The sequence below is a fragment of the Streptomyces sp. NPDC018263 genome (assembly GCF_055562575.1).
In genome coordinates this window covers 471,332-495,565 of record NZ_JBVHFA010000003.1, presented here as the reverse complement: position 1 = coordinate 495,565, position 24,234 = coordinate 471,332, and the positions used below count along the sequence as shown (strand labels likewise).

The window sequence follows — 24,234 nt, the reverse complement described above, 5'->3', positions numbered from 1 at the left end:
TGTTTCACGTGAAACATACCCTTGAGGCGGTCAGTGTGCGGCTTCGGCGATGTGCTGGGTACCGATGCGCTTGCGGAACACCCAGTAGGTCCAGCCCTGGTACAGCATGACCAGTGGGGCGGCGATGACGGCACACCAGGTCATGATCTTCAGGGTGTAGGGGCTCGACGAGGCATTGGACACCGTCAGGCTCCAGTCCCCGTCGAGGGTGGACGGCATCACGTTCGGGAAGAGCGACAGGAAGAGCATCGCCACGGCGGCCGCGATGGTCACCCCGGACAGCGCGAACGCCCATCCCTCCCGTGCCCGCCAGATGGCGCCCAGCGCGCCGACCAGGGCGACGGCCGCCACGACGAGGGCGACCAGGCTCGCGCCGTCCCCGCTGTGGAGCTGCGTCCAGACCAGGAAGCCGAGCGCCAGCACGACGGTCACCGGGCCGAGGCGCAGTGCCAGGGTGCGGGCCCGTGTCCGGATGTCGCCGACGGTCTTGAGCGCCGTGAACACCGTCCCGTGGAGGGTGAACAGGGTGAGCGTCACCGCGCCGCCCAGCAGGGCGTAGGGGTTGAGCAGGTCGACCAGACCGCCGACGTACTCGAAGTTCCGGTCGATCTTCACGCCCCGCACGATGTTCCCGAAGGCCACGCCCCACAGGAACGCCGGGATCAGGGAGGACCAGAAGATCGCCCACTCCCAGTTGCGCTGCCAGTTCTCCTCCGGCCGCTTGACCCGGTACTCGAAGGCCACGCCCCGCACGATCAGGCAGACCAGGATGAGCAGCAGGGGCAGATAGAACCCGGAGAACAGGGTGGCGTACCACTCCGGGAAGGCGGCGAAGGTCGCACCGGCCGCGGAGAGCAGCCACACCTCGTTGCCGTCCCACACCGGGCCGATGGTGTTGATCAGCACCCGCCGCTCGGGCCGGTTGCGGGCGAGCAGCCGGGTCAGGACACCGACCCCGAAGTCGAACCCCTCCAGGAAGAAGTAGCCGGTCCACAGCACGGCTATGAGTACGAACCAGACGTCATGCAGTTCCACGGCTGTTCCCCCAGCGCTAGTACGAGAAGGCCATCGGCCGGTCGGCGTCGTGGTGGTCGCCGCCGATCTTCGTGGGCGGGTTGAGGTCGGCCTCGGTCAGCTCCGGCGGCCCGGCCTTGGCGTACTTGACCAGCAGCCGGACCTCGATGACCGCGAGGATCGCGTAGAGCGCGGTGAAGACGGCCATCGAGATGGCGACCTCGGTCTGGGAGACACCGGGGGAGACCGCCTGCCGGGTCTGGAACAGGCCGTAGACCACCCAGGGCTGGCGGCCCATCTCGGTGAAGATCCAGCCCCAGGAGTTGGCGATCAGCGGGAAGGCCATCGTCCAGGTGGCCACGCGCCAGAACCAGCCGGTGAGCTTCGGGCCCAGCGTGCGCTTCCCGAACAGCACCAGATGCGGCACCTCGTCCTCGCCGGTGCGCAGATGCCGGGGCAGCAGGAACTTCTTCCGCGTCAGCCAGAGTCCGAGCGCCCCGAGGGTGAAGGAGGCCATGCCGAACCCGATCATCCAGCGGAAGCCCCAGTAGGCGACCGGGATGTTGGGCCGGTAGTCACCGGGGCCGAACTTCTGCTGCTCGGCCTTGTTGACGTCGTTGATGCCGGGGACGTACGAGCTGAAGTCGTCGTTGGCGAGGAAGGACAGCAGGCCCGGCACCTCGATGGCAACGGTGTTGTGGCCCTTGTCCACGTCGCCGTAGGCGAACACGGAGAAGGGGGCGGGCTTCTGACCGTCCCACAGGGCCTCGGCGGCGGCCATCTTCATCGGCTGCTGCTTGAACATCACCTTGCCGAGGGTGTCGCCGCTGATGGCGGTGAGCAGACCGGCGATCACCACGGTGACCAGGCCGAGCCGCAGCGAGGTCCGCATCACCGTGATGTGCCGGCGCCGGGCCAGGTGGTAGGCGGCGAGGCCCACCATGAAGGCGCCGCCGGTCAGGAAGGCCGCGGAGAGGGTGTGGAACGCCTGGGAGAGCGCGGTGTTCTGGGTCAGCACGGCCCAGAAGTCGGTCAGTTCGGCGCGCCCCCGCTCCGTGTTGATCCGGAAGCCGACGGGGTGCTGCATCCAGGAGTTGGCCGCGAGGATGAAGTACGCCGAGAGGATCGTGCCGATCGAGACCATCCATATACAGGCCAGGTGGATCTTCTTCGGCAGCTTGTCCCAGCCGAAGATCCACAGCCCGATGAAGGTCGACTCGAAGAAGAAGGCGATCAGCGCCTCGAAGGCCAGCGGGGCACCGAAGATGTCCCCGACGAAGCGCGAGTACTCCGACCAGTTCATGCCGAACTGGAACTCCTGCACGATGCCGGTGACCACGCCCATCGCGATGTTGATCAGGAAGAGCTTGCCCCAGAACTTGGTGGCCCTGAGGTAGACCTCCTTCTCCGTGCGCACCCAGGCGGTCTGCAGCCCGGCCGTCAGGGCGGCCAGAGAGATCGTCAGAGGGACGAACAGAAAGTGATAGACGGTGGTGATCCCGAACTGCCAGCGCGCCAGGGTCTCCGGCGCCAGCGCCAGTTCCACGTCGTCTCCCCTCCTTACTTCGCCGTGCCGGTGCGGCCTTTGCCGCTTACGCCCCCCACATATGGAGCAATCCGGACGGAGCTTGTGAAAGCGTTCACATTCACAAGCCATTATGGCGCACACCTATTCGGCGCCTACAAGGGGGCCCCACGACAAAGGGCCCCGCCTCACGGCAGGGCCCCTCACCTCATGGACGGCAGACCGGCGTCAGCCCGCCATCTCGCGGCGGAACGCCTCCGCCGTCTTCAGGAACAGGTCGTTCGCCTCGTTCTCCCCGACCGTCACCCGCACGCCCTCGCCGGCGAACGGCCGCACCATCACACCGTGGTCCTCGCACGCCGCCGCGAACTCCATGGTCCGCTCCCCCAGCCGCAGCCACACGAAGTTGGCCTGCGTCTCCGGCACCGTCCAGCCCTGCGCGCGCAGCGCGTCGACCACCCGGGCGCGCTCGCACACCAGCGAGCCGACCCGGCCCAGCAGCGCGTCCTCGGCCTGGAGCGAGGCGATCGCCGCCTCCTGCGCGACATGGCTCACACCGAAGGGCACCGCCGTCTTGCGCAGAGCCGCCGCCACCGGCTCGTGCGCGATGGCGAAACCGACCCGCAGCCCGGCCAGCCCGTACGCCTTGGAGAAGGTGCGCAGCACGCAGACGTTCGGCCGCTCCCGGTACAGCTCGACACCGTCGGGCACCTCGGGGTCGCGGATGAACTCCCGGTACGCCTCGTCCAGCACCACCAGCACGTCCTTCGGCACCCGGTCGAGGAACCGTTCCAGCTCGGCTCGCCGCACCACGGTGCCGGTGGGGTTGTTGGGGTTGCAGACGAAGATCAGCCGGGTCCGCTCGGTGATCGCGTCCGCCATCGCGTCCAGGTCGTGCACATCGCCCGGCGTGAGCGGCACCTGCACGGGCGTGGCCCCGCTGATCCGCGTGATGATCGGGTACGCCTCGAAGGAGCGCCAGGCGTAGATCACCTCGTCGCCCGGACCGCTGGTCGCCTGCACGAGCTGCTGGGCCACGCCGACCGAGCCGGTGCCCGTGGCCAGGTGCGAGACCGGGACGCCGAAACGCTCCGCCAGCTCGGCCATCAGGCCGCCGCACGCCATGTCGGGGTAGCGGTTGAACTCGGCCACGGCCGCCGCGACCCGCTCCATGACCCCCGGCAGCGGGGGATAGGGGTTCTCGTTGGAGGACAGCTTGAAGGCGACCGGACCCTCGGCCGAGGCGGGCCTGCCCGGCTTGTAGGTGGGGATACCCTCCAGCTCGGCGCGCAGCTTGGGGCTCGTCTCGCTCACCGCAGTCCTCCTCGCGACCACCGGCGGACCGTCGACGCCGCCGGCATCCAATGCTCCTCACCTTATGAGGATTCGGCGCGCTTGCGTACCGGTGTGCTCCCGCTCGCCCGGCGCCTGGGCATCATGGCCGAGCCGGGCGAGTGGCTGCGCTTTAGGGGGCGCACCGCGTATTTGTCCGTGCGCCGGTGGCTCACGCCGTGGCGCGCGTCCCTCATGAAGGTGAGTTGAGACCTCTTCGAAACATGGGGTACTTGGCAGGCCCACGCGCGTCGACAAGACACGTCCTGCCATCGGACCAGCCAACTGACTTGCTTTCAAAGGTGGTTGGCGCCTGACGACCTTGCAGAAACGTGCCTGTCAACGCATGCATATGCGTCCGCCCTACCCCACCACAAGAGCCCTACTATCGGCTCGCCATGACAGCAGCAGGGAAGCACCAGGTGAGCCGCGCGGAAACCTCCCGGCGGGGCAGCCGGCCCGAACGGGCCGGCATCAGAGACGTGGCCGCCGCCGCCGGGGTCTCCATCACGACCGTCTCCGACGCCCTCAACGGCAAGGGGCGGCTCCCGGACGCCACCCGCCGCCATGTCCGCGAGGTCGCGGACCGACTGGGCTACCGGCCCTCGGCCGCCGCCCGCACCCTCCGTACCGGCAAGTCCGGCCTGATCGGCCTGACCGTGACCACGTACGGGGATGAACCTTTCACCTTCACCGAGTTCGCCTACTTCGCCGAGATGGCGCGGGCCGCGACCTCCGCGGCGCTCGCCCGCGGGTACGCCCTCGTCATCCTGCCGGCGACCTCCCGGCACGACGTGTGGTCCAACGTGGCGCTGGACGGGACGGTCGTCATCGACCCCTCCGACCAGGACCCGGTCGTCAGCGAACTGGTGCGGCAGGGCTTACCGGTCGTCTCCGACGGCCGCCCGGCCGGCTCCCTCCCGGTCACCGCCTGGGTCGACAACGATCACGAGGCCGCCGTCCTCGGCATCCTCGACCACCTCGCCGCCGCCGGGGCCCGCCGCATCGGCCTTCTCACCGGCACCACGACCGACACGTACACCCACCTGTCCACCACCGCCTACCTGCGCTGGTGCGAGCGGGTCGGCCAGGACCCGGTCTACGAGGCGTATCCGGCGCACGACCCCTGCGCGGGCGCCGTCGCCGCCGACCGGCTGCTCGCCCGGCCCGACCGCCCGGACGCCGTCTACGGCCTCTTCGACCCCAACGGCACCGACCTGCTCGCCGCCGCCCGGCGCTACGGCCTGCGCGTCCCGGACGACCTGCTGCTGGTGTGCTGCAGCGAGTCCACCGTGTACGCCACCACCGAGCCGCCCATCACCACGCTCTCGCTGAAGCCGCGCCGCATCGGCACGGCGGTCGTACAGCTCCTCATCGACGCCATCGAGGGGGTCGAGTCGGACCAGCCGGTCGAGCAGGTGATACCGACGGAGCTGATCGTGCGCACCTCCTCCCAGCGCCGTCCGCCGCGCACCACGGTCAGCCCGCCGCGGGCGCCGGAGCGGGACTGACAAAGACCGGCCCGAGGGGGGTCCGGAGCGGTCCGCGAGGCGTGGCGTGATCCGCCGCGCCTCGGCGAACCGGGGCGGACGACCGCCTCGCGGCCGTCCGGTCACGGCCGGGCAACCGGTCGGACGCTGCCCAATCGGGACGAAAGCCTCGGTGATCAGGAGCCTCACCGTGATTCACCACCCCTGGGTCATCACATGGCGCGACGCGCATTCCTATGATGGGCGCACGACACCGCGGGCCGCTGCGACCAGGCAGTCCGAAGCGGTGCAGCTTCGGCGCGATGGTGGAGGGGTCTGATGACTCAGGGGGCCGGTCAGGGACCCGAGACGGAGCGTACGGCGACGTTGCGCGACTTCCGGGTGCCCGCGTACGTCCATGAGACCGGTCCGTACGCCGACGTGCACCCCGGTGACGCCGTCCCTCCGCACGAGGAGGAGCACCCCGACGGATACACCCCGACCGAGCGCGACCTGCCGGTCATCCAGCGCGACACCCTTGCGCCGCCGCCCGTCGAGCCGGCTCCCGCCCCCGCGCCGCAGCCCGAAGCCGGTCCCGGCCCGCTGTTCGTCGTGGGCGACGTCCACGGCTACATCGAGGAGCTGCTGAGCGCGCTGCGGGAGAAGGGCCTGGTCGACGAGGACGGCCAGTGGTGCGCGGGCACCGCCCGGCTGTGGTTCCTCGGCGACTTCACCGACCGGGGGCCCGACGGCATCGGCGTCATCGACCTGGTGATGCGGCTGTCCGCCGAGGCCGCGGCAGCCGGCGGTTACTGCAAGGCACTCATGGGCAACCACGAGCTGCTGCTGCTGGGCGCCAAGCGGTTCGGCGACACCCCGGTCAACTCCGGCGCGGGCACCGCCACCTTCCAGGCGGCCTGGCTGCTCAACGGCGGCCAGAAGACCGACATGGACCGCCTCCAGGACCACCACCTCCAGTGGATGGCCCGGCTCGACGCGGTCGAGGAGGTCGACGGCCATCTGCTGCTCCACTCCGACACCACCGCCTACCTCGACTACGGCGACTCGATCGAGGCGGTCAACGACACCGTCCGCGACGCGCTGACCCGCAACGACGCGGACGAGGTCTGGGACCTGTTCCGCAAGTTCACCAAGCGCTTCTCCTTCCGCGACGAGGGCGGCGCCGACGCCGTGCGCTCCCTCCTCGACACGTACGGCGGCACCCGGGTCGTGCACGGCCACAGCCCGATCCCCTATCTGCTCGGCCAGGTCGGCTCCGAGGAGGGCGAGGAGCGGGGCGAGCCCCACGTCGAGGGCCCGCACGTCTACGCCGACGGCCTCGCCATCGCCATGGACGGCGGCGTGACCATGGCCGGAAAGCTGCTGGTCCAGCAACTCCCGCTGGACGCCTGAGGCTTCACCGCGCCGCCCGGCACCGGGCCGGGAGGGCGCGGAACCGGCACCGGGCATCGGCGCAATTTCCGGCAACCCCCTGTCACCGTGCGGTATGACAGCTCTACCATCGCCTTATCCGTAGCAGGCTCCCCTCCGTTTCTGCCCGACGGCTCGTCACCATGCGAGCCCCAAGCCCTACGGAGCATCGGGGGATGCACATGAACAGCGTTCCGCAGCACCTGCTGAGCGAGGACCGCCGGGAATTCGAGCGGCTCCTCGATGAGGCGCTGCGCTCCGCACCCGAACACCCGGAGCTGTCAGCCGTCGGACAGCGGCTCAACCCCGAGCAGTTGCGCACGATGGCCCTCAGCGCCACGGCCCTCATCACGGCGGCCGCCGCCACCGAGTACCAGCACTACGTCAAGGCCCGCGAGGAGCTGCGCCATCCGGCACCGGCCGCCGAGACGGCCGGCACCGAAACCGGCCCGGCGGAGGCGGATTCGGGCGCCCTCGGGCTCGCCGCCGCCCTCGGGGAGACGGCCGAGGCCGCCGGGGCGGGCGCCAGCGCGATGGTCGCCGTCCTCGCCCCGGTGCTCGCCGGAACGGCCGCCGTGCTCTTCCTGCTGGTCGGCTACATCCTGCGGATGGTCGCCCCCGGCCAGCAGTTCGGCCGGACCATGGTCACCGTCGGCTGGGTCTTCGGCGCCGTGACGGCGGCGGCGATCCTGGCCGCCGGGGTGGCGCTGCTGCTCACCGCGCTGCGCAACAGCTCCTCCGGCGAGGCCGCCGCCCAGGCGGAGGCGCGTGAGGTTGTGGCGCGGGCGCGGGAGGAGTGGCGGGACGCCCTGCTCGAACGCGGCATCCTGCCCTTCCTCCGCGACGCCCTCGCCCAGCCCGGCGCCCCGGCCGCCCAGCCCCTGCCCGCCCCCGGCCCCAGCCGGATGCCCCGCCTGGGCTACGGCCGCCCCGGCTTCAGCAGCCCCGACGACGGCAGCGCCACCGACCGGCCCCGCTTCAGCAGCCCGGACTACTCGAGCCCGGACTTCGGCGGCCCGGAACACCAGCCGGACTGAGAGCCCGGCCGGTGCCTGGTCCGGCTAGGGCCGCTCCTCCGCGATGGGCAGGTAGACCCGGTTGCCCGTGGCCGCGAACTCCAGGGACTTCCTCGCCATGCCCTCCTCGATCTCGGCCCGGTTGCCGCCGTGTTCGCGCCGGATGTCCTGCGAGATCTTCATGCTGCAGAACTTCGGCCCGCACATGGAGCAGAAGTGGGCCGTCTTGGCGGGTTCGGCGGGCAGCGTCTCGTCGTGGAACTCCCGTGCTGTGTCAGGGTCCAGGGCGAGGTTGAACTGGTCCTCCCACCGGAACTCGAAACGGGCGTCCGAGAGCGCGTCGTCCCACTCCTGGGCGCCGGGATGCCCCTTGGCGAGGTCGGCCGCATGGGCGGCGATCTTGTAGGTGATGACGCCGGTCTTCACGTCGTCCCGGTTCGGCAGGCCCAGGTGCTCCTTGGGCGTGACGTAGCAGAGCATCGCCGTGCCCCACCACGCGATCATCGCGGCGCCGATTCCGGAGGTGATGTGGTCGTACGCCGGGGCGACGTCGGTGGTCAGCGGGCCGAGCGTATAGAACGGAGCCTCGTCGCAGATCTCCTGCTGAAGGTCGATGTTCTCCTTGATCTTGTGCATCGGGACATGCCCGGGGCCCTCGATCATCGTCTGTACATCGAACCGCCTGGCGATCCGGTTCAGCTCCCCGAGCGTGCGCAGCTCCGCGAACTGCGCCTCGTCGTTGGCGTCCGCGATCGAACCGGGCCGCAGACCGTCACCGAGCGAGTAGGTGACGTCATAGGCGGCGAGGATCTCGCACAGCTCCTCGAAGTTCTCGTACAGGAACGACTCCTTGTGGTGCGCCAGGCACCAGGCCGCCATGATCGAGCCGCCGCGCGAGACGATGCCCGTCTTCCGGTTCGCCGTCAGCGGGACGTACGGCAGCCGCACACCGGCGTGCACCGTCATGTAGTCCACGCCCTGTTCGGCCTGCTCGATCACGGTGTCCTTGTAGATCTCCCAGGTCAGCTCCTCGGCCCGGCCGTCCACCTTCTCCAGCGCCTGGTAGAGCGGCACGGTCCCGATGGGCACGGGGGAGTTGCGCAGCACCCACTCGCGGGTGGTGTGGATGTTGCGGCCGGTGGAGAGGTCCATGACCGTGTCCGCGCCCCAGCGGGTCGCCCAGGTCATCTTCTCCACCTCCTCCTCGATCGAGGAAGTGACGGCCGAGTTGCCGATATTGGCGTTGACCTTCACCAGGAACCGCTTGCCGATGATCATCGGCTCGATCTCCGGGTGGTTCACATTGACGGGCAGCACGGCGCGGCCCGCCGCGATCTCGTCGCGGACCACCTCGGGGTCGACGTTCTCCCGGAGCGCCACGAACTCCATCTCGGGCGTGATCTCCCCCTGGCGGGCGTACGCGAGCTGGGTGACCGCCCGGCCCGCGCGTCCGCGCCGGGGCTGGCGGGGCCGTCCGGGGAAGACGGCGTCCAGATTGCGCAGCCCGCCGCGCGGCGAGGTGTGCTTGATGCCGTCGTCCTCGGGGCGGACCGGACGGCCCGCGTACTCCTCGGTGTCGCCACGGGCGACGATCCAGTTCTCCCGCAGCGGGGCGAGCCCCCGGCGGACATCGGTGTCGGCTTCCGGATCGGTGTACGGGCCGGAGGTGTCGTACAGCGTGACCGACCGCCCGTTGGTGAGATGCACCTGACGGACCGGCACGCGCAGGTCGGGGCGCGAACCCGCGACATACGCCTTGTGCCAGCCGATGGACTTCCCGGTCTCCTCGCCCGACGAGTTGTTCGTCGCGTTCTGCGTGGAGGCAGGCGTGCGTGCGTCCTTGTTGGTCATGAGACCTACTCCCTACGCCGGCATTACCCGGTAACAGGTTCGGCGGTCGACGCAGCGATTCCCGTCCGCAGATGTTTCCGTTGAACCAACGTTCCACGTGAAACATCGCAACGACGGAGGTCAGCGCCCTCTCAGCCCGGTGCTCCGAGCTCCCGCGTGTGCAAAGGTGCCTCCACGCTAGCGTCCCATGTGACGGGATGAACAGTGGGCCTGCCCCGTTCTTGCAATGATCGGGCCGTGACCACGACGCAGCAGCCTCCCTACCCTCCTCCCGGCCCACCCCACCGGCCCGGCTCCGAACCAGGCCCCGGCGACGGGGGTGGCCATGGGCACGGCGGGCACGGCTCGGGGGGCGGGCACGGGCCCGGCGGCCACGGTGGGCAGGGGCACAGCGGGCACGGCTCAGGGGGTGGCCACGGGCACTCCCACAGTCACGGCCCCGCCGCGCCGGTCTCCAAGCATCTCCGCAAGGTCATCGCCGCCATCCTGATCCCATTCAGCGCGGCCGTCGTGGTGGGTCTGGCGGTGCTGTGGCCCGGCGGTGCGCCCCCGCACCAGCGCACGGGCGTGGGCTTCGACCGCCAGACGCAGCAGGCCACCGTCACCACGGTCACCTCGGTGAGCTGCCAGGTCGGCGGCGCGGGCGGACAGGCCCCCGTCGGCGATCCCGCCGCCGCGGGTGGCGCTCCGGCCGCCCAGGAGGACAAGAAGGGTCCCTGCAAGAAGGCGACGGTCCGGGTCGACACCGGCAAGGACAAGGGCCGCACCTTCACCGAGCTGGTGCAGCCGGACCAGACCCGGCAGTTGCACCAGGGCGACAAGGTCGTGGTCGCCTACGAGCCCAAGGCCCCGAGGGAACTCCAGTACGCCGTCACGGACCTGGACCGCAAGTTCCCCATGGCACTGCTCGCCGGGATCTTCGCGGTCGCCGTCGTGGTGGTGGGCCGGCTGCGCGGTGTCATGGCGCTGGTGGCTCTCGCGGTCAGCTTCCTGGTGCTGACCCTGTTCATCCTGCCCGCGGTGCTCCAGGGCTCGAACCCCCTGCTGGTGGCCGTGGTCGGGTCGAGCGCGATCATGCTCATCGCCCTGTACATGTGCCACGGTCTCTCCGCGCGGACCTCGGTGGCGGTGCTCGGCACCCTGGTCTCGCTGCTGCTGATCGGCGTCCTCGGCTCGCAGTTCATCGGCTGGGCCGCGCTCACCGGCAACACGGACGACAACACCGGTCTGATCCACGGCCTCTACCCGTCGATCGACATGAGCGGCCTGCTGCTCGCGGGCGTCATCATCGGCTCGCTGGGCGTGCTGGACGACGTGACGGTCACCCAGACCTCGGCCGTGTGGGAGCTGCACGAGGCCAACCCCTCGATGGGCTGGCGCGGGCTGTACCGGGCGGGCATCCGCATCGGCCGCGACCACATCGCGTCCGTCGTCAACACCCTCGTCCTCGCCTACGCGGGCGCCGCGCTGCCCCTGCTGCTGCTGTTCTCCATCGCGCAGAGCGGTGTGGGCACGGTGGCCACCAGCGAGCTGGTGGCGGAGGAGATCGTGCGCACGCTGGTCGGCTCGATCGGCCTGGTCGCCTCGGTACCGGTCACCACCGCGCTCGCCGCCCTGGTCGTCTCGGCGGACCGCCCCGCGCCCGGTACGGCCGCTCCGGCGGGCGCCCAGCCCGTCGCGGCCTCGGGCGGCCGGGGGCGGCGCCGGAAGCGCTGAGCGGGGCGCCGGGGGGCCAGGGGCCGGTCGTCGGGCCTCGAACCCTTGCAGAAGCGTTTCTTCAAAGGTTCCCGGAGCCCGGTCGAGCGCTTGGCTCCCCTCGGCGCCGCCGCTTCAGCCCGCGCTCTGCTCCTCGGCCAGGATGCGGCCCAGCGCCTCGTCGAGGTGGGTGTCGAAGTCGGCCAGCGCACCCTCCTGCCCGAGCGGCACCAGCTTGTCGGTGCGGTCGAGGAACGCCACGAGCGGCGGCGTGGAGGAGCGGAACAGCGCCTGATCGCCGCCCACCTGAAGCCGGATCAGCACTTCGCCCAGCACCTCGCAGTCGACGGGGGAGATGTGCACATCCCCCTCGCCGCACGGCCGGCCTACCCCGTCGATCATCAACTCCCGGCCGAAGACCCAGGTCACCGGGGCGTCGCCGGGCAGATGGAAGGTGAGCCGCACCGCATAGGGATCACTCGTCTCGTAGCGCAACTCCACCGGAATACGGAAGGAAAGCTCCTCCGAGACGAGAAAGCTCATCATGACTTCTGCCTGTACGGACTCGCGCATCGCCTACCCCGTCATAAGACATCGACTGGCCGGGTTTAATCCCTGACTGGGGTCAAATCTAGCTGAACGTACATGGCAGATCACAAGGAGTGAGTTTTCAGATGCTGATAGAGAGCGCCAGCGCACCCATGTGACGTCCCATTTCCGCCTGCAACCTCCTTGTCATGGACGGCAGTTGGTCTGCCTGATGAGCGGGGAGCGAAATCGCCATCGTCGCCGCCGTTGTACCGACAGTGATCGGCACCGCCGCGCAGACCGCGCCAAGGGCGTACTCCTGCCGCTCCACCACCGGTTCCATGCGCCGGGTCCGGGCCAGTCGCCTGAGCAGGGCATCGTTGTCGCGGACCGTGTACGGGGTGAGGGAGCGCACCGGGTAGCGCGCGAGGTGGTCGCGACGGGCGTCGTCGTCCAGTTGGGAGAGCAGGCATTTTCCGACGGCGTGGGCGTGTCCCGTCTCCCGGAAGTCGGCCCACTCCGCGACCGCCGGGGTCTCCCGCGAGTCGGCCACACACATGACCTCGATCTCGCCGTCCCGGTACATCGCGTAGTACACCGGGGCACCGATCCGATCGCGCCAGTGCGCGAGGGTGTCGGCCACCGTGCTGCGACGTTTCTGCTGCGCTCCGCTGCTGCTGAGCCGGTCCGCCGCGTCACCGAGGAAGAACCGCCCCTTGTCCCGGCGCAGATAGCCCTCGTGCACCAGGGTGCGCAGCAGGTGGTACGCCGTGGGGAGCGCGAGGCCCGTCTCGCGGGCCAGTTGCTTGGCGGGGGCGCCGTACTCGTGCGCGGCGACCGTCTCCAGCAGCCGCATCGCGCGCTGGACGGACCCGATGAGGGTCGCGGAGTGCTTGTCGGGGGCGGAGGCGGCGGGTGGCCGCTGCATCGGGGGCGCGCAGGACCGCGCGGGAGCCGGGGGTGCGTGGGGTCCTGCCGGGGCGGTGTCGACCGTGGCCAAGGATTTACTCCCGAAGCGCGGAGGGGGGCGGCCCGTGCGGGGTGGACACGGGTGGGGTGCGTGCCGCCCGTGGGGTTCGGGGCCCCACGGGAGTTCCGGACTCTAACCGTCCACCACCGCCGGCGGACGGCCTGCCGGGGAAACTTCCCTCCCCCGAGGGAACCGGCGTTCCGTGTTACCGCCCCGTGTCACCGCTCCCCGGCGCCCCCGCGTGTCACCAGTCGCCGCGCGAGGAGGAACCGGCGGTGAACTTCCGCACCACGTAGATGAGTCCGCCGACCAGGGCGACGAAGAGCAGGAGCTTGAACAGCAGCCCGATCAGGAAGCCGACCACGGTCGCTATCAGGCCGCCGAACACCACCAGTGCGATGACCGGCACCGCGACCCACTTCACCCACCACGGCAAGCTCGTGAAGATCTCTCGCATCGCCTTGTCCTTTGCGCTAGCGGTTCTTGATGTCCCGCTTCGATGCTAGGGCCGGCGAGGGCCTCCGTGGTGGTCTCGCACCCCTTGTCGTCCCCTGATCCATCCCCTAGGGAACCCTGAGACCCGACCCTCACCCCTCGGGGGGAGAGAACACCACCAGGACCCGCAGATCCTCGCTGATGTGGTGGAACTTGTGGGACACACCCGCGGGCACGTAGACCACGCTGCCCCGCGCGACCTCGGTGGTCTCCAGCCCGACCGAGACCGAGGCCCGGCCGCTGACCACGAAGTACACCTCGTCCTGGAGATGGGGCTTCTGCGGGTCGTGGGAGCCTGCGTCGAGCGCGTACAGACCGACCGACATGTTCCGCTCCCGCAGGAACTGGAGGTAGGCGCCCTCGTTCGCGGCGCGCTCCGCCTCCAGATCGTCCAGCCGGAATACCTTCATCGCCGTCGTCCGTCCTTGCCGCGCCGCCCACTGTGATTCTGGTCTGCAACGATCAGACACATGAAGAATCTCCTAGTCAAGACGATCGCCAACGCGGGCGCCCTCGCGGTCGCCGTGTGGCTCCTCGACAAGATCACCCTCACCGGTGACAGCACGGGCAAGAAGGTCGGCACACTGATCGTGGTCGCGCTGGTCTTCGGGCTGGTGAACCTTCTGGTCAAGCCGGTGGTGAAGGTGCTCACCTTCCCGCTGTTCATCCTGACCCTCGGCCTGATCACCCTGATCGTCAACGCGCTGATGCTGCTGCTGACCTCGTGGGTGTGCGGGCAGCTCGACCTCAGTTTCCACGTGGAGGGGTTCTGGACTGCCGTGCTCGGCGGTCTGATCATCTCCATCGTCTCGTGGGCGCTGAACCTCGTCCTGCCCGACGAGGACTGATCCGGTCATGGCCTACCGCGTCTGTTTCGTGTGCACCGGCAACATCTGCCGTTCCCCGATGGCCGAGTCGGTCTTCCGGGCGCGCGTCGAAGAGGCCGGGCTCGACGGCCTGATCGAGGCCGACAGCGCCGGCACCGGCGGCTGGCACGAGGGCGACGACGCCGACCCGCGCGCCGCCTCGGTCCTCGATGAGCACGGCTACGGCACCGAACACACCGCGCGGCAGTTCCAGCCGTCCTGGTTCGGCCGGCTCGACCTCGTGATCGCCCTCGACACCGGCCACCTCAAGGCCCTGCGCCGCCTCGCCCCCACCGAGGAGGACGCCCGCAAGGTGCGGTTGCTGCGCTCTTACGACCCGGCGGCCGGCGCCGATCTCGATGTCCCGGACCCTTACTACGGGGGCCGCGACGGCTTCGAGGAGTGCCTTGAGATGGTGGAGGCGGCGAGCGCCGGACTGCTCGGCTCCGTACGCGAACATCTGGAGGAACGGCCCGTATGAACGACACAGCCGCGCACCCGGACTCCCCCGGCGACGGCACGCGTGCCGTCCGCGCCGGTCTCCCCGAGCCGGTGAAGCACGAGCCGACCCTGCCGGGGCCGGTCTTCGCCGCGCACTTCCACCTGCCCGGAGAGGTGAGCGGCCCGTACTCCTACGGCCGCGACGGCAACCCCACCTGGACCCTGCTGGAGCGGGCCATCGGCGAGCTGGAGGCGCCCGGCGTCGACGACGCCGAGACGCTGGTGTTCGCCTCCGGCATGGCGGCGATCTCCGCGGTGCTCTTCTCCCAGCTCAGGACCGGCGACACGGTGGTGCTGCCCTCCGACGGCTACCAGGCGCTCCCCCTGGCCCGGGCCCAGCTCGAGGCGTTCGGCATCGAGGTGCGCACCGCGCCCACCGGCGGCGACGCCCAGCTCGACGCGCTCGACGGCGCGAAGCTGCTGTGGATCGAGTCGCCGTCCAACCCGGGGCTCGACGTGTGCGACATCCGGCGGCTGGTGAAGGAGGCCCACGCCCGCGGCGCGCTGGTGGCCGTGGACAACACCCTCGCCACGCCGCTCGGGCAGCGTCCGCTGGAACTGGGTGCCGACTTCGCCGTGGCCAGCGGTACCAAGCAGCTCAGCGGGCACGGCGACGTCCTGCTGGGGTACGTCGTCGGCCGCGCGGGTGAGCCGATGGACGCGGTGCGCCGCTGGCGGAAGATCGTCGGGGCGATCCCCGGTCCGATGGAGGCGTGGCTCGCCCACCGCTCGATCGCCACGCTCCCGCTCCGCGTCGACCGGCAGAACGCCACGGCGCTCGCGGTGGCCGAGGCGCTGCGCGACCGACCCGAGGTCTCCGGCCTGCGGTATCCGGGGCTGCCCGAGGACCCGTCGCACGAGGTCGCCGCGCGGCAGATGCGCCGCTTCGGCTGCGTGGTCTCCTTCACGCTGCCCACGCGCGAGCGCGCCGAGCGGTTCCTGGAGGCGTTGCGGCTGGTCGAGGATGCGACGAGCTTCGGCGGGGTGCGCTCCACTGCCGAGCGGCGCGGCCGCTGGGGCGGGGACGCGGTGCCGGACGGCTTCATCCGCATGTCGGTCGGGGCCGAGGACGCCGAGGACCTGGTGGCGGACGTGCTGCGGGCCCTGAACGAGTCCGCCGAGTCGGCGGGCTGAAAGCGGTGCGGACGGTCCGAGCCTCCCCCCTCGTGGCTCGGACCGTCCCCGGTTCCGCGCGCGAAGAACCGCGCGCACAAGGCTAATTGACTCTGCGTCAGTGTCCAATCACGGTAACGACAGAGACCTATCGACTTATTTATAGTTGGGGCCTGCCCGGCCTGCCTGAGGAGGCAGGGAAAGGGGAGCCGCCATGGACCTGGCCCTGCTGCGGACCTTCGTCACCGTGCACCGGGCCGGCTCCTTCACCCGCGCCGCCGCGCTGCTGGGCCTCTCCCAGCCCGCCGTCACCTCGCAGATCCGCACGCTGGAACGCCAGCTCGGCCGCCCGCTCTTTCTGCGGCAGGCGCGCGGGGTGATCCCCACGACCATCGGCGACGAACTGGCCCACAAGGCCGCACCGCATCTCGACGCCTTGGTGGAGATAGCCGAGAGCGGCATGGACGACGATTCGTCGCTGCGTACCCTGCATCTGGCCGGACCTCCGGAGTTCACCACCGAGCGCGCCCTGCCCGCCCTGACGGAGCTGACCGGCGCCGACGGCCAGAGCTTCGCCCTCCGCGCCTCCTTCGGCACGGCGGAGGAGGTCCTGGAGGGGCTGGCGGCGGGCCATCACGAGCTGGCCATCAGCACGCTCCGGCCGCGCGGTGCCCTGCTGAGCGCGACCCCCCTCTGCGACGAGGAGCATGTGCTGGTCGCCGCCCCGCGCTGGGCCGAGCGGATCGGGCCGGGCGCGCTGCGGCGGATCGGGGCGGCCGCGCTGAAGAACCTGCCCGTGGTGGAGGTCCACGAGTCGCTGCCCTTCGTCTCGCGCTACTGGGCCTCCGTCTTCGACACGCGTCCGGGGGCCTCGGGGACGGTCGTCGTGCCGGACCTGCGCGCGGTGCTGGCCTGTGCTGTCGCGGGCGCGGGGCTCGCGGTGCTGCCGCGCTATCTGTGCGCCGCCGCGCTCGACCGGGCCGAGGTGGTCCTGTTGCACGACCCGGCCGTGCCACCGCTGCGGACTTACTTCCTGGTGGTGCGCACCGGCTCGCTGGCGCTGCCGCATGTCGCGCGGGCGCACGAGCGGCTCCAGCAGACCGCCTCGCGGTGGGGCTGAGCGGGCTTTCCTCCGCGAATGTCTCCCCGTGATGAGGCCGGGATCGCTCGTGATGTTTCACGTGGAACCGGCCGGGCCACATTGTTCCCATGACCGTCCGACCCGTGGTCAAGCGCACCGCCCGAGCCGTTCTGCTGGACGGTGACGACCTGATCCTGATCAAGCGCACCAAGCCCGGCGTCGATCCCTACTGGGTCACCCCCGGTGGCGGGGTCGAGCCCGAGGACCCGACCGTCGTCGACGCCCTGCACCGCGAGGTGTACGAGGAACTCGGCGCCAAGATCTCCGATGTCGTGCCCTGCTTCGTGGACACCGTGGAGCACATCGGCGAGGACGGCGGCGCGACCGGGGTGAAGGTCCAGCACTTCTTTGTCTGCCGCCTGGAGTCCATGGACCCTTCGCTCCGCCATGGCCCCGAGGTGGAGGAGCCGGCCGGGGAGTACGAGATCGTCCGCATCCCCTTCAACCGGGTCGGCATCGCCTCCGTCCACCTCGTCCCGCTGTCGCTGCGGCACTATCTGGACGGCAACATCGAAGGCGTGCGTGCCATGCACGCCCCCGACCTCGGCTGATCGGGGCCGCTCAGGAGCCGACGACCACCAGGTCCTCGACCGGGTCGTGGCGTATGCGGGGTGCCGGTACGCCGAGCGCCTGCAACGCGGAGACGCCGCTGCGGATCATGCCGGGCGGGCCGGAGAGGTAGGCGTCGTAGTCCCGCCAGGGGCCGCTTGCCCGTACGGCCTCGTGCAGATGGCGGTCCTCCCGGTCGATGACCGAGCGGACGGAGATCCAGGGGTGGGCCTGCCGCAGCCGGAGCAGGGTGTCGATGTCGTACAGATCGTGGTCATTGCGGGCCCCGTAGAACACCTCGACCGGGCGGCGGGCGCCGTGCTCGGCGACCTCCTCGACCATGGCCTTGATCGGGGCTATGCCCGTGCCGCCGCCCAGGCAGAGCAGGCCGCTGTCGGTGTCGTGGTCGACGCTCATCGAGCCGACCGGCGGGCCGAGGCGCACCATATCACCGGGGCGGGCGCGGTGCACCAGGGCGTTGGAGACCCAGCCGGCAGGGACCGCCCGCACATGGAAGGTCAGCAAACCGTCGGCGCGGGGCGCGGAGGCGAAGGAGTAGTGCCGCCACACACGCGGCCACCAGGGCGTCTCGACACTCGCGTACTGCCCGGCCAGGAAGGGGTACGGCTGGTCGGGGCGCAGTGTGATCACGGCGACGTCGGAGGTCCGCAGGTCGTGGGTCACGACCTCGGCGTGCCACCAGGGCGGTGTGTCCCGCCCTTCCGTCTCCGCGGCCTCGATCATGACCTGGAAGATGGTGGCGTAGACGCGGCCCCAGGCCGCCTCCGCCTGCGGGTTCCAGGTGTGGGTGGCGTATGTGCTCAGGGCGCCGATCAGACACGCGCCCACGGCCGGGTAGTGCTCGGGCCGGGTGCCGTACTTCCGGTGGCCCCGGCCGAGGTTTTGCAGGTAGTCGACGAGTACCGGGGCGTTGTCGATGTGTTCCGCCGCGGTGAGCAGCGCTCGCAGGAGCCGGTCCCGCTGGGTGTCCATCGCGGGCGGGAACAGGGGGCGCAACTCCGGGTGGCGGACAAAGAGGAGGGCGTAGAAGTAGGAGGTCACCTTGTCGGCCATGGGTGCGATCTCCGCTATCGTGCGGCGGATGAGCAGGGCGTCCCAGGATGCCTGCGCGCGCGTCCCGGCTCTGTGCCGGGCCCGTCGGCCGATGCCGTCCGCCGTGCCGTCGTCCCTCGATGGGGTGGCCGGAGCTTCCATGTGTGCCCTCGCTCGCACTCCTGCGGCGGCCTGCGCTCTCCCCCTTCGGAAGCGCGTGATCCCCGCCGGGGCGGAGGACCGCAGCACTCGTTCCGCAGGGTGGCACCGCGGGTTGGCGACTCGTCTCATTACCCGCAAAGAGGACTCTTGACGGGCTTCGTCCGATTACGCTGTTGGCCACCACGGCAGGCAGACGTCACTCGCGCCCTGTTTCACGTGAAACAGCGCTGGCTGCCGACGGGTTGCCGGGGCGGAGAATCTGGCCGGAAGCGGTAAGAGGTCTCCGAATCCGGTGGACGCGAGGGGTGCGGTTCGGACAGCCTGACCGACGTGCCGATCTCTTCACTCGCCGCGCTGCCCATCCGTCGTCTGACCCCGCGCGACCTCACCGCCTGCGCCGATCTCTCCGAGGACCGGGGCTGGCCCCGCGAGGAACACAAATGGGGTCTGCTGCTCACCGCCGGCCGCGGCTACGGCATCGATGACCCTGACGGTGGTCTCGTCGCCGCGTGTGTCGTCACTGAGTACGGCTCCGGGCAGCGCGTGGAGCTGGGCGCGATCGGCATGGTCCTGGTCGCCGAGCGCCACTCCCGCAAGGGCGTGGGCCGCCGTCTGATGCGGGACGTCGTGGCGGCCATGGACGGGACACCGCTCACCCTGCACGCCACCCCGCTGGGCTGCCCGCTCTACGAGGAGATCGGCTTCAAGACCGTGGGCCGGGCGGAGATGCTGATGGGCCACTTCACGCCGGACGGTTCGAACCCGTCGGTGCCGACGCGGGCCGCGACCGCCGAGGACCTGCCGTCGATCCTCCGTCTCGACGGGGAGGTCTTCGGCGTCGACCGCACCCCGGTGCTGGTCCGGCTGCCCGCCTTCGCCGACCAGGTGCGCGTGGCGGAGGAGGACGGCCGGATCATTGGATACGCCGGGGCCTGGCCCAACATGGAGACCCATGTCGTCGGCCCCCTGATCGCCCGCGACACGGAGACCGCCAAGGCGCTCGTCGAGTCGCTCGCGGCACACACCGACCGCCCGCTGCGCACCGATGTGGACGTGCGCCACGAGGAATTGCTGGTCTGGGCGAAGGAACGGGGGCTCGCTCGGGTGGCGTTCAACGCGGTCATGATGTTCGGCGCGCCGGATCTGCCGGGGGACTGGACCCGGAGGTTCGCACCGCTGACGGTGGCCGCGGGCTGAATCCCGGCATGACGAAAGCCCCCGCGGCACGGCGGGGGCTTTCGTCATGTGCGCGTGGCTCGCTCAGACCAGGGCGCGCACGGCCTCGGTGGCGAAGCCGTGGTCCTGCTCCGGCGCACCGCCGCCGACGCCGATCGCGCCGATCAGCCGGCCGTCGCGGTGCACGGGGACGCCACCGGCGATGAAGAGCAGCGGACGGTCCAGCGCGGTCGGCAACGTGTGGAAGAGACCACCGGGCTGCACTGCGTCCACCAGGTCGGCGGTCGGCGCGTCGAGCTGGAGCGCGGTGTACGCCTTGCGGGTACTGGTCTCGCCGGAGATCAGCACGGCACGGTCGTCCCGGCGGAAGGCGAGTAGGTGGCCACCGGCGTCCAGGACGGTGACGCTGACGGTGACACCGGCGTCCTCGGCGGCCCGACGGGCGGTGGCGACGAGCAGTTCGGCGTCCTCGATGGTGAGCGGGGCGAAGGTGGTGGTGCTCATGGTGGGGGTCTCCTTGGAGGTTCCTGAGGTGGGGCCGACCGGGCCGGGCTTTGTCACCGGCACGGACGGGGTCTGGGGGATGCCGGGCCGGCCTCAGTGGCGGGCGGGCTCCGGCCGGGTGGCGGGCGTTTCGGAGGTGATCACCGCGCCGGTCTTGGTGTCACGGCGCTCCAGCGCGGCCGACAGGACGGCCAGCAGCAGGGCGGCCGCGGCGAGGACGGCGCCGACCCAGTTGGGGGCGGTGTAACCGAACCCGGCCGCGATGACCATGCCGCCGAGCCAGGCGGACAGGGCGTTGCCGAGGTTGAAGGCGCCGATGTTCACGGCCGAGGCCAGCGTCGGGGCGCCGTGCGCCTGGTCCAGGACGCGCTTCTGGAGCGGCGGGACGGTGGCGAAGCCGAGGGCTCCGATCAGGGCGATGGTCACGGCGGCCGCGATCTTGTTGTGCGCGGTGAGCGTGAACAGTGCGAGGACGACGGCCAGTGCGCCCAGCGAGACATAGAGCATCGGCATCAGGGCGCGGTCGGCGAACTTGCCGCCGATCAGGTTGCCGCCGACCATGCCGAGGCCGAACAGGACCAGCAGCCAGGTGACCGACCCGTCGGCGAAGCCGGCGACGTGGGTCATCATCGGTGCGATGTAGGTGATGGCGGCGAACACTCCGCCGAAGCCGAGCACGGTCATCGCCATGGCGAGCAGGACCTGGGCGTTCTTGAAGGCGGCCAGCTCGTGCCGTAGATGCACGCCTTCCGGCCTGGGCACCTCGGGCACCAGCTTCGCGATGCCCGCGAGGCCGATGACGCCCAGGACGGCGACGATGCCGAAGGTCACCCGCCAGCCGATCTGCTGTCCGATGAGCGTGCCCAGCGGGACACCGATCACGTTGGCGACGGTCAGCCCGGTGAACATCATGGCGATGGCACCGGCCTTCTTCTGCGGTGCCACCAGCTCGGCCGCGACGACCGACCCGATGCCGAAGAAGGCACCGTGGGCGAGGGACGCGACCACCCGGCCGATCAGCATGACCGCGAAGACGGGTGCGACGGCGGAGAGCAGGTTCCCGGCGATGAACAGGCCCATCAGCACCATCAGCATCCGCTTGCGCGAGACCTTGGTGCCGAGCACGGTCATCAGCGGGGCGCCGATCACCACGCCGAGGGCGTAGCCGGTGACGAGCAGGCCCGCGGTGGGGATGGAGACCCCGAAGTCACCCGCGACCTGGGGCAGCAGGCCCATGATCACGAACTCCGTCGTCCCGATTCCGAAGGCCCCGATCGCCAGGGCCAGAAGCGCGAGAGGCATGAGGGGGTAGACCTTCCCAAACGATTGCAGGAGCGCTTTGCGTGCTTCCACAATAGTTGCAGACGCGGGTTAAATGCAATCGCTGGCTATTGCGGTCGTGCTCTACCCTGGAAGCCGGCCGCTCCGGGACGGAGGAACACCCCATGACAGCGACGGACCCCGCGCTCACCGCCCTCGCGCAGGGCTGGTGCGCCCTGTCTCTGCTGCACGGGAGGATCGAGGCGCACATCGAGCGCGCTCTCCAGGCGCAGCACGAGTTGAGCGTGCGCGAGTACTCCCTGCTCGACGTGCTCAGCAGGCAGCACGACGGTGACGGCGGCCACCTCCAGATGAAGCAGGTCGCCGACGCCGTCGTCCTCAGCCAGAGCGCCACCACGCGCCTGGTGACCCGCCTTGAGGACCGCGGCCTGCTGGAGCGCTACCTGTGCCCCACCGACCGGCGCGGCATCTACACCAACGTCACCGAGGCCGGACTGGAGTTGCTGGAGAAGGCGCGTCCGACCAACGACGCGGCGCTGCGTGAGGCACTGGACACGGCGGCACAGAACCCCGAACTGGCACCGCTGGTCAGGGCCGTGGAGTCGCTGCACGTCCCCGCATAGGCTGCGGACCATGACCGACCTCGACATAAGGCCCGCGAGCACGGACGACGTCCCGGCGATCGTGGCCCTGCTCGCCGACGATCCCCTGGGCGCCCAGCGCGAGTCGCCCGACGACCTGACGCCGTACCTGGCGGCTTTCGAGCGGCTGGACACCGACCCGAACCAGCATCTCGTCGTGGCGGTCCGCGACGGCCGGGTGATCGGTACGCTCCAGCTCACGATCATCCCGGGGCTCTCCCGGAAGGGCGCGACCCGGTCCCTCATCGAGGCCGTGCGGATTCACGCGGACGAGCGCGGCAGCGGACTGGGCGGCGAGCTGATCCAGTGGGCCGTCGACACCTCCCGCCGTCTCGGCTGCCACTTGGTCCAGCTCACCTCGGACAAGACACGCACCGACGCCCACCGCTTCTACGAGCGGCTGGGTTTCACCGCCTCCCACGAGGGCTTCAAGCTGAGCCTCTGACCACGCCGTTGATGTCACGAAGGGCCCTGTTTCACGTGAAACAGGGCCCTTCATCTACGACTTGCTACGGCTGGGCGATCCCCCGCCAGCCCTCCGCGTCCACCCCACCGGGCACCGGCGCGCCCTCCTCGTACGGCTGACGCGTGAACACGAACGACCCGAGGTCAAGGTGGCTCACCGCTCCGTCCGGCCCTCGTACGGCCTTCAGCAACTCCCCGGCGTAGTAACCCTCCAGCCCCGTCCAGGTGCCGTCACCGTTCGGCCGGAACCGGGCCCGGCGACCACCCCCGGCCAGCGGCCCCAGTGTGATGCCGTCGGCCAGTACCCGTAGGACGAAGGGATGCGTCCCCCAGTACCAGGGCCCGGCCAACTCAAGCGAAGAGGCGTCGACTTCACGCAAGGGGCGCCACGGCTCGGGGATGCGCGGCTCGGCCTCGGCGACGATGCGGATGAGGTCGGCGGCCACCGCACCGACAGCGGGGCCGCTGGTGCAGTTGGCCAGTACCACCGCCGCCACGTCGTCCGCCACGCTGAACGTGAGGGTCGCCAGGAAGCCCGGCAGCGAACCGGAGTGCCCGACGAGCAGCCGGCCGTCCCGGTGCTGGATCTGCAGCCCGAGACCGTACGTGGCACCGTCCACCACGTCCGCGGACTCGGCCGGCGCGGCGGGGGTGCGCATCTCCTGTACCGATTCGGCGCTCAACACCCGGTCGTCTCCTTGGACGAGGAAGGCGGCGAAGCGGGCGAGGTCGCCGGTGGTGGACCAGAGTTGGCCGGCCGGGGCCATCAGGCCGAGGTCCTCCAGCGGCTCGGGCAGCAGCGCGTCGGCCCACGGATGCACCGCCCAGCCGCCCGCGTGCGGCGCCACGGGCTGGGCACTGGTGCGGTGGAGGCCGAGGGGCTGGAGCACCTCGTCACGCAGCACCTGCTCCCAGGGGGCACCCCTCAGCTCCTCCACCAGGGTGCCGAGCAGGGTGTAGCCGGGGTTGGAGTAGTGATGGCGCCGCCCGGCCGGGTGCAGCCGGGGCTTCTCGCCGAGCACGTCGCTCAGTTCGGGGCGCAGCGAGCCCGGTGTCCGCTCCCACCAGGGCGCGGGCGACTCCGCGGCCAACCCGGCCGTGTGCGCGAGCAGTTCGGCGATGGTCGCCTCACCGGCACCGGTGCCCGGCAGATGCTTCTCCAGCGGGTCACCGAGGTCGAGCACACCCTCGTCCCGCAGCCGCAGCACCAGGACGGCGGTGAAGGTCTTGGTGATCGAGCCGATCCGGTACTGCACGTCCTCGTCCGGCCCATGCCCGTCCACCGAGGTCCGCGCCCCGTGCCACACCACCCGTCCCCCGCGCACGACCGCGGCCACGAGCGACGGCGCCCGCCCCTCGGCCTGCGCGACGGCGATCCGGTGCGTCAACGCCCGGCGCGTCGCCGGAAGCAGCTCTTCGTCCCATGTCGTCATGTGCCCAGTCCACCCGCTGGGAC

Annotated in this window: 24 protein-coding genes; 12 read left to right on the top strand and 12 right to left on the bottom strand. The window is 70.6% G+C overall.

Annotated features, from left to right (window positions below; translation table 11 throughout):
• Positions 1-30 precede the first annotated feature (30 nt).
• The 3 genes from cydB to hisC all read right to left on the bottom strand — a co-directional run bounded on the left by cydB (position 31) and on the right by hisC (position 3,853).
• Complete coding sequence (gene cydB / locus ACZ3HQ_RS11380) at positions 31-1,035, bottom strand: cytochrome d ubiquinol oxidase subunit II (protein ID WP_467509634.1); 1,005 nt, start codon at positions 1,033-1,035, stop codon at positions 31-33.
• A 16-nt stretch (positions 1,036-1,051) separates the two neighbouring features.
• On the bottom strand, positions 1,052-2,560 hold the full coding sequence (locus ACZ3HQ_RS11375) for a cytochrome ubiquinol oxidase subunit I (protein WP_467509632.1): 1,509 nt from the start codon (positions 2,558-2,560) through the stop codon (positions 1,052-1,054).
• A gap of 207 nt (positions 2,561-2,767) precedes the next feature.
• Positions 2,768-3,853, bottom strand: coding sequence for a histidinol-phosphate transaminase (gene hisC / locus ACZ3HQ_RS11370; protein ID WP_467509630.1), 1,086 nt, complete (start codon positions 3,851-3,853; stop codon positions 2,768-2,770).
• A 416-nt stretch (positions 3,854-4,269) separates the two neighbouring features.
• Between hisC and ACZ3HQ_RS11365 the strand changes: the two genes are divergently transcribed.
• The 3 genes from ACZ3HQ_RS11365 to ACZ3HQ_RS11355 all read left to right on the top strand — a co-directional run bounded on the left by ACZ3HQ_RS11365 (position 4,270) and on the right by ACZ3HQ_RS11355 (position 7,808).
• A complete protein-coding gene (locus ACZ3HQ_RS11365) occupies positions 4,270-5,382 on the top strand; it encodes a LacI family DNA-binding transcriptional regulator (protein WP_350900770.1) in 1,113 nt (370 codons plus the stop codon).
• A gap of 297 nt (positions 5,383-5,679) precedes the next feature.
• Complete coding sequence (locus ACZ3HQ_RS11360) at positions 5,680-6,753, top strand: metallophosphoesterase (RefSeq protein WP_467509628.1); 1,074 nt, start codon at positions 5,680-5,682, stop codon at positions 6,751-6,753.
• Positions 6,754-6,947: 194 nt separating this feature from the next.
• Positions 6,948-7,808: a hypothetical protein gene (locus ACZ3HQ_RS11355; protein ID WP_467509626.1), complete on the top strand. Its 861-nt coding sequence runs from the start codon at positions 6,948-6,950 to the stop codon at positions 7,806-7,808.
• A gap of 24 nt (positions 7,809-7,832) precedes the next feature.
• On the opposite strand, the gene thiC is transcribed toward ACZ3HQ_RS11355, so the two are convergent.
• Entirely contained in the window at positions 7,833-9,638 is a 1,806-nt protein-coding gene (gene thiC / locus ACZ3HQ_RS11350) for a phosphomethylpyrimidine synthase ThiC (protein ID WP_467509624.1), read from the bottom strand.
• Between the two features lie 237 nt (positions 9,639-9,875).
• Between thiC and ACZ3HQ_RS11345 the strand changes: the two genes are divergently transcribed.
• A complete protein-coding gene (locus ACZ3HQ_RS11345; protein ID WP_467509622.1) occupies positions 9,876-11,354 on the top strand; it encodes a YibE/F family protein in 1,479 nt (492 codons plus the stop codon).
• 114 nt (positions 11,355-11,468) lie between these two features.
• On the opposite strand, the gene ACZ3HQ_RS11340 is transcribed toward ACZ3HQ_RS11345, so the two are convergent.
• From ACZ3HQ_RS11340 to ACZ3HQ_RS11325, 4 genes are all read right to left on the bottom strand, one after another.
• Positions 11,469-11,906 (bottom strand): SsgA family sporulation/cell division regulator, encoded by a 438-nt coding sequence (locus tag ACZ3HQ_RS11340; RefSeq protein ID WP_030806138.1) that lies wholly within the window; start codon positions 11,904-11,906, stop codon positions 11,469-11,471.
• A 97-nt stretch (positions 11,907-12,003) separates the two neighbouring features.
• Positions 12,004-12,861, bottom strand: coding sequence for an IclR family transcriptional regulator (locus ACZ3HQ_RS11335; protein ID WP_467509620.1), 858 nt, complete (start codon positions 12,859-12,861; stop codon positions 12,004-12,006).
• Positions 12,862-13,075: 214 nt separating this feature from the next.
• Positions 13,076-13,288 (bottom strand): DUF5326 family protein, encoded by a 213-nt coding sequence (locus ACZ3HQ_RS11330; RefSeq protein ID WP_350900776.1) that lies wholly within the window; start codon positions 13,286-13,288, stop codon positions 13,076-13,078.
• 130 nt (positions 13,289-13,418) lie between these two features.
• Positions 13,419-13,736 carry a cupin domain-containing protein gene (locus ACZ3HQ_RS11325; protein WP_030806129.1) on the bottom strand — a complete coding sequence of 106 codons (318 nt, stop codon included), beginning with the start codon at positions 13,734-13,736 and terminating at the stop codon, positions 13,419-13,421.
• Positions 13,737-13,796: 60 nt separating this feature from the next.
• On the opposite strand from ACZ3HQ_RS11325, the gene ACZ3HQ_RS11320 reads away from it, so the two are divergent.
• From ACZ3HQ_RS11320 to ACZ3HQ_RS11300, 5 genes are all read left to right on the top strand, one after another.
• Positions 13,797-14,174, top strand: coding sequence for a phage holin family protein (locus ACZ3HQ_RS11320; RefSeq protein ID WP_135791342.1), 378 nt, complete (start codon positions 13,797-13,799; stop codon positions 14,172-14,174).
• 7 nt (positions 14,175-14,181) lie between these two features.
• Entirely contained in the window at positions 14,182-14,673 is a 492-nt protein-coding gene (locus tag ACZ3HQ_RS11315; protein WP_467509618.1) for a low molecular weight protein-tyrosine-phosphatase, read from the top strand.
• Complete coding sequence (locus tag ACZ3HQ_RS11310) at positions 14,670-15,827, top strand: cystathionine gamma-lyase (RefSeq protein WP_467509616.1); 1,158 nt, start codon at positions 14,670-14,672, stop codon at positions 15,825-15,827. The genes ACZ3HQ_RS11315 and ACZ3HQ_RS11310 overlap by 4 nt, the downstream gene beginning before the upstream one ends.
• Before the next feature lie 193 nt (positions 15,828-16,020).
• Positions 16,021-16,926 (top strand): LysR family transcriptional regulator, encoded by a 906-nt coding sequence (locus tag ACZ3HQ_RS11305; protein WP_467509614.1) that lies wholly within the window; start codon positions 16,021-16,023, stop codon positions 16,924-16,926.
• Between the two features lie 89 nt (positions 16,927-17,015).
• Entirely contained in the window at positions 17,016-17,498 is a 483-nt protein-coding gene (locus ACZ3HQ_RS11300; RefSeq protein WP_030806115.1) for an NUDIX domain-containing protein, read from the top strand.
• Positions 17,499-17,508: 10 nt separating this feature from the next.
• Here the strand turns inward: ACZ3HQ_RS11300 and ACZ3HQ_RS11295 are convergent, their stop codons facing one another.
• Positions 17,509-18,711, bottom strand: a complete 1,203-nt coding sequence (locus ACZ3HQ_RS11295; RefSeq protein ID WP_467509612.1) for a globin domain-containing protein — start codon at positions 18,709-18,711, stop codon at positions 17,509-17,511.
• A 330-nt stretch (positions 18,712-19,041) separates the two neighbouring features.
• On the opposite strand from ACZ3HQ_RS11295, the gene ACZ3HQ_RS11290 reads away from it, so the two are divergent.
• Positions 19,042-19,908, top strand: a complete 867-nt coding sequence (locus ACZ3HQ_RS11290) for a GNAT family N-acetyltransferase (protein WP_467509610.1) — start codon at positions 19,042-19,044, stop codon at positions 19,906-19,908.
• A 63-nt stretch (positions 19,909-19,971) separates the two neighbouring features.
• Here ACZ3HQ_RS11290 and ACZ3HQ_RS11285 read toward each other — a convergent pair whose 3' ends face one another.
• Together ACZ3HQ_RS11285 and ACZ3HQ_RS11280 are read right to left on the bottom strand one after the other, a co-directional pair.
• Positions 19,972-20,391: a GlcG/HbpS family heme-binding protein gene (locus ACZ3HQ_RS11285; RefSeq protein WP_350900785.1), complete on the bottom strand. Its 420-nt coding sequence runs from the start codon at positions 20,389-20,391 to the stop codon at positions 19,972-19,974.
• A 93-nt stretch (positions 20,392-20,484) separates the two neighbouring features.
• Positions 20,485-21,693, bottom strand: a complete 1,209-nt coding sequence (locus ACZ3HQ_RS11280; protein WP_467509608.1) for an MFS transporter — start codon at positions 21,691-21,693, stop codon at positions 20,485-20,487.
• 143 nt (positions 21,694-21,836) lie between these two features.
• Here ACZ3HQ_RS11280 and ACZ3HQ_RS11275 point away from each other — a divergent pair, with 143 nt between their 5' ends.
• Both ACZ3HQ_RS11275 and ACZ3HQ_RS11270 read left to right on the top strand, forming a co-directional pair.
• On the top strand, positions 21,837-22,295 hold the full coding sequence (locus ACZ3HQ_RS11275) for a MarR family winged helix-turn-helix transcriptional regulator (protein WP_467509606.1): 459 nt from the start codon (positions 21,837-21,839) through the stop codon (positions 22,293-22,295).
• Positions 22,296-22,305: 10 nt separating this feature from the next.
• Positions 22,306-22,758 (top strand): GNAT family N-acetyltransferase, encoded by a 453-nt coding sequence (locus ACZ3HQ_RS11270; RefSeq protein WP_467509604.1) that lies wholly within the window; start codon positions 22,306-22,308, stop codon positions 22,756-22,758.
• A 64-nt stretch (positions 22,759-22,822) separates the two neighbouring features.
• On the opposite strand, the gene ACZ3HQ_RS11265 is transcribed toward ACZ3HQ_RS11270, so the two are convergent.
• Positions 22,823-24,211, bottom strand: coding sequence for a serine hydrolase domain-containing protein (locus ACZ3HQ_RS11265; protein WP_467509602.1), 1,389 nt, complete (start codon positions 24,209-24,211; stop codon positions 22,823-22,825).
• Positions 24,212-24,234 lie beyond the last annotated feature (23 nt).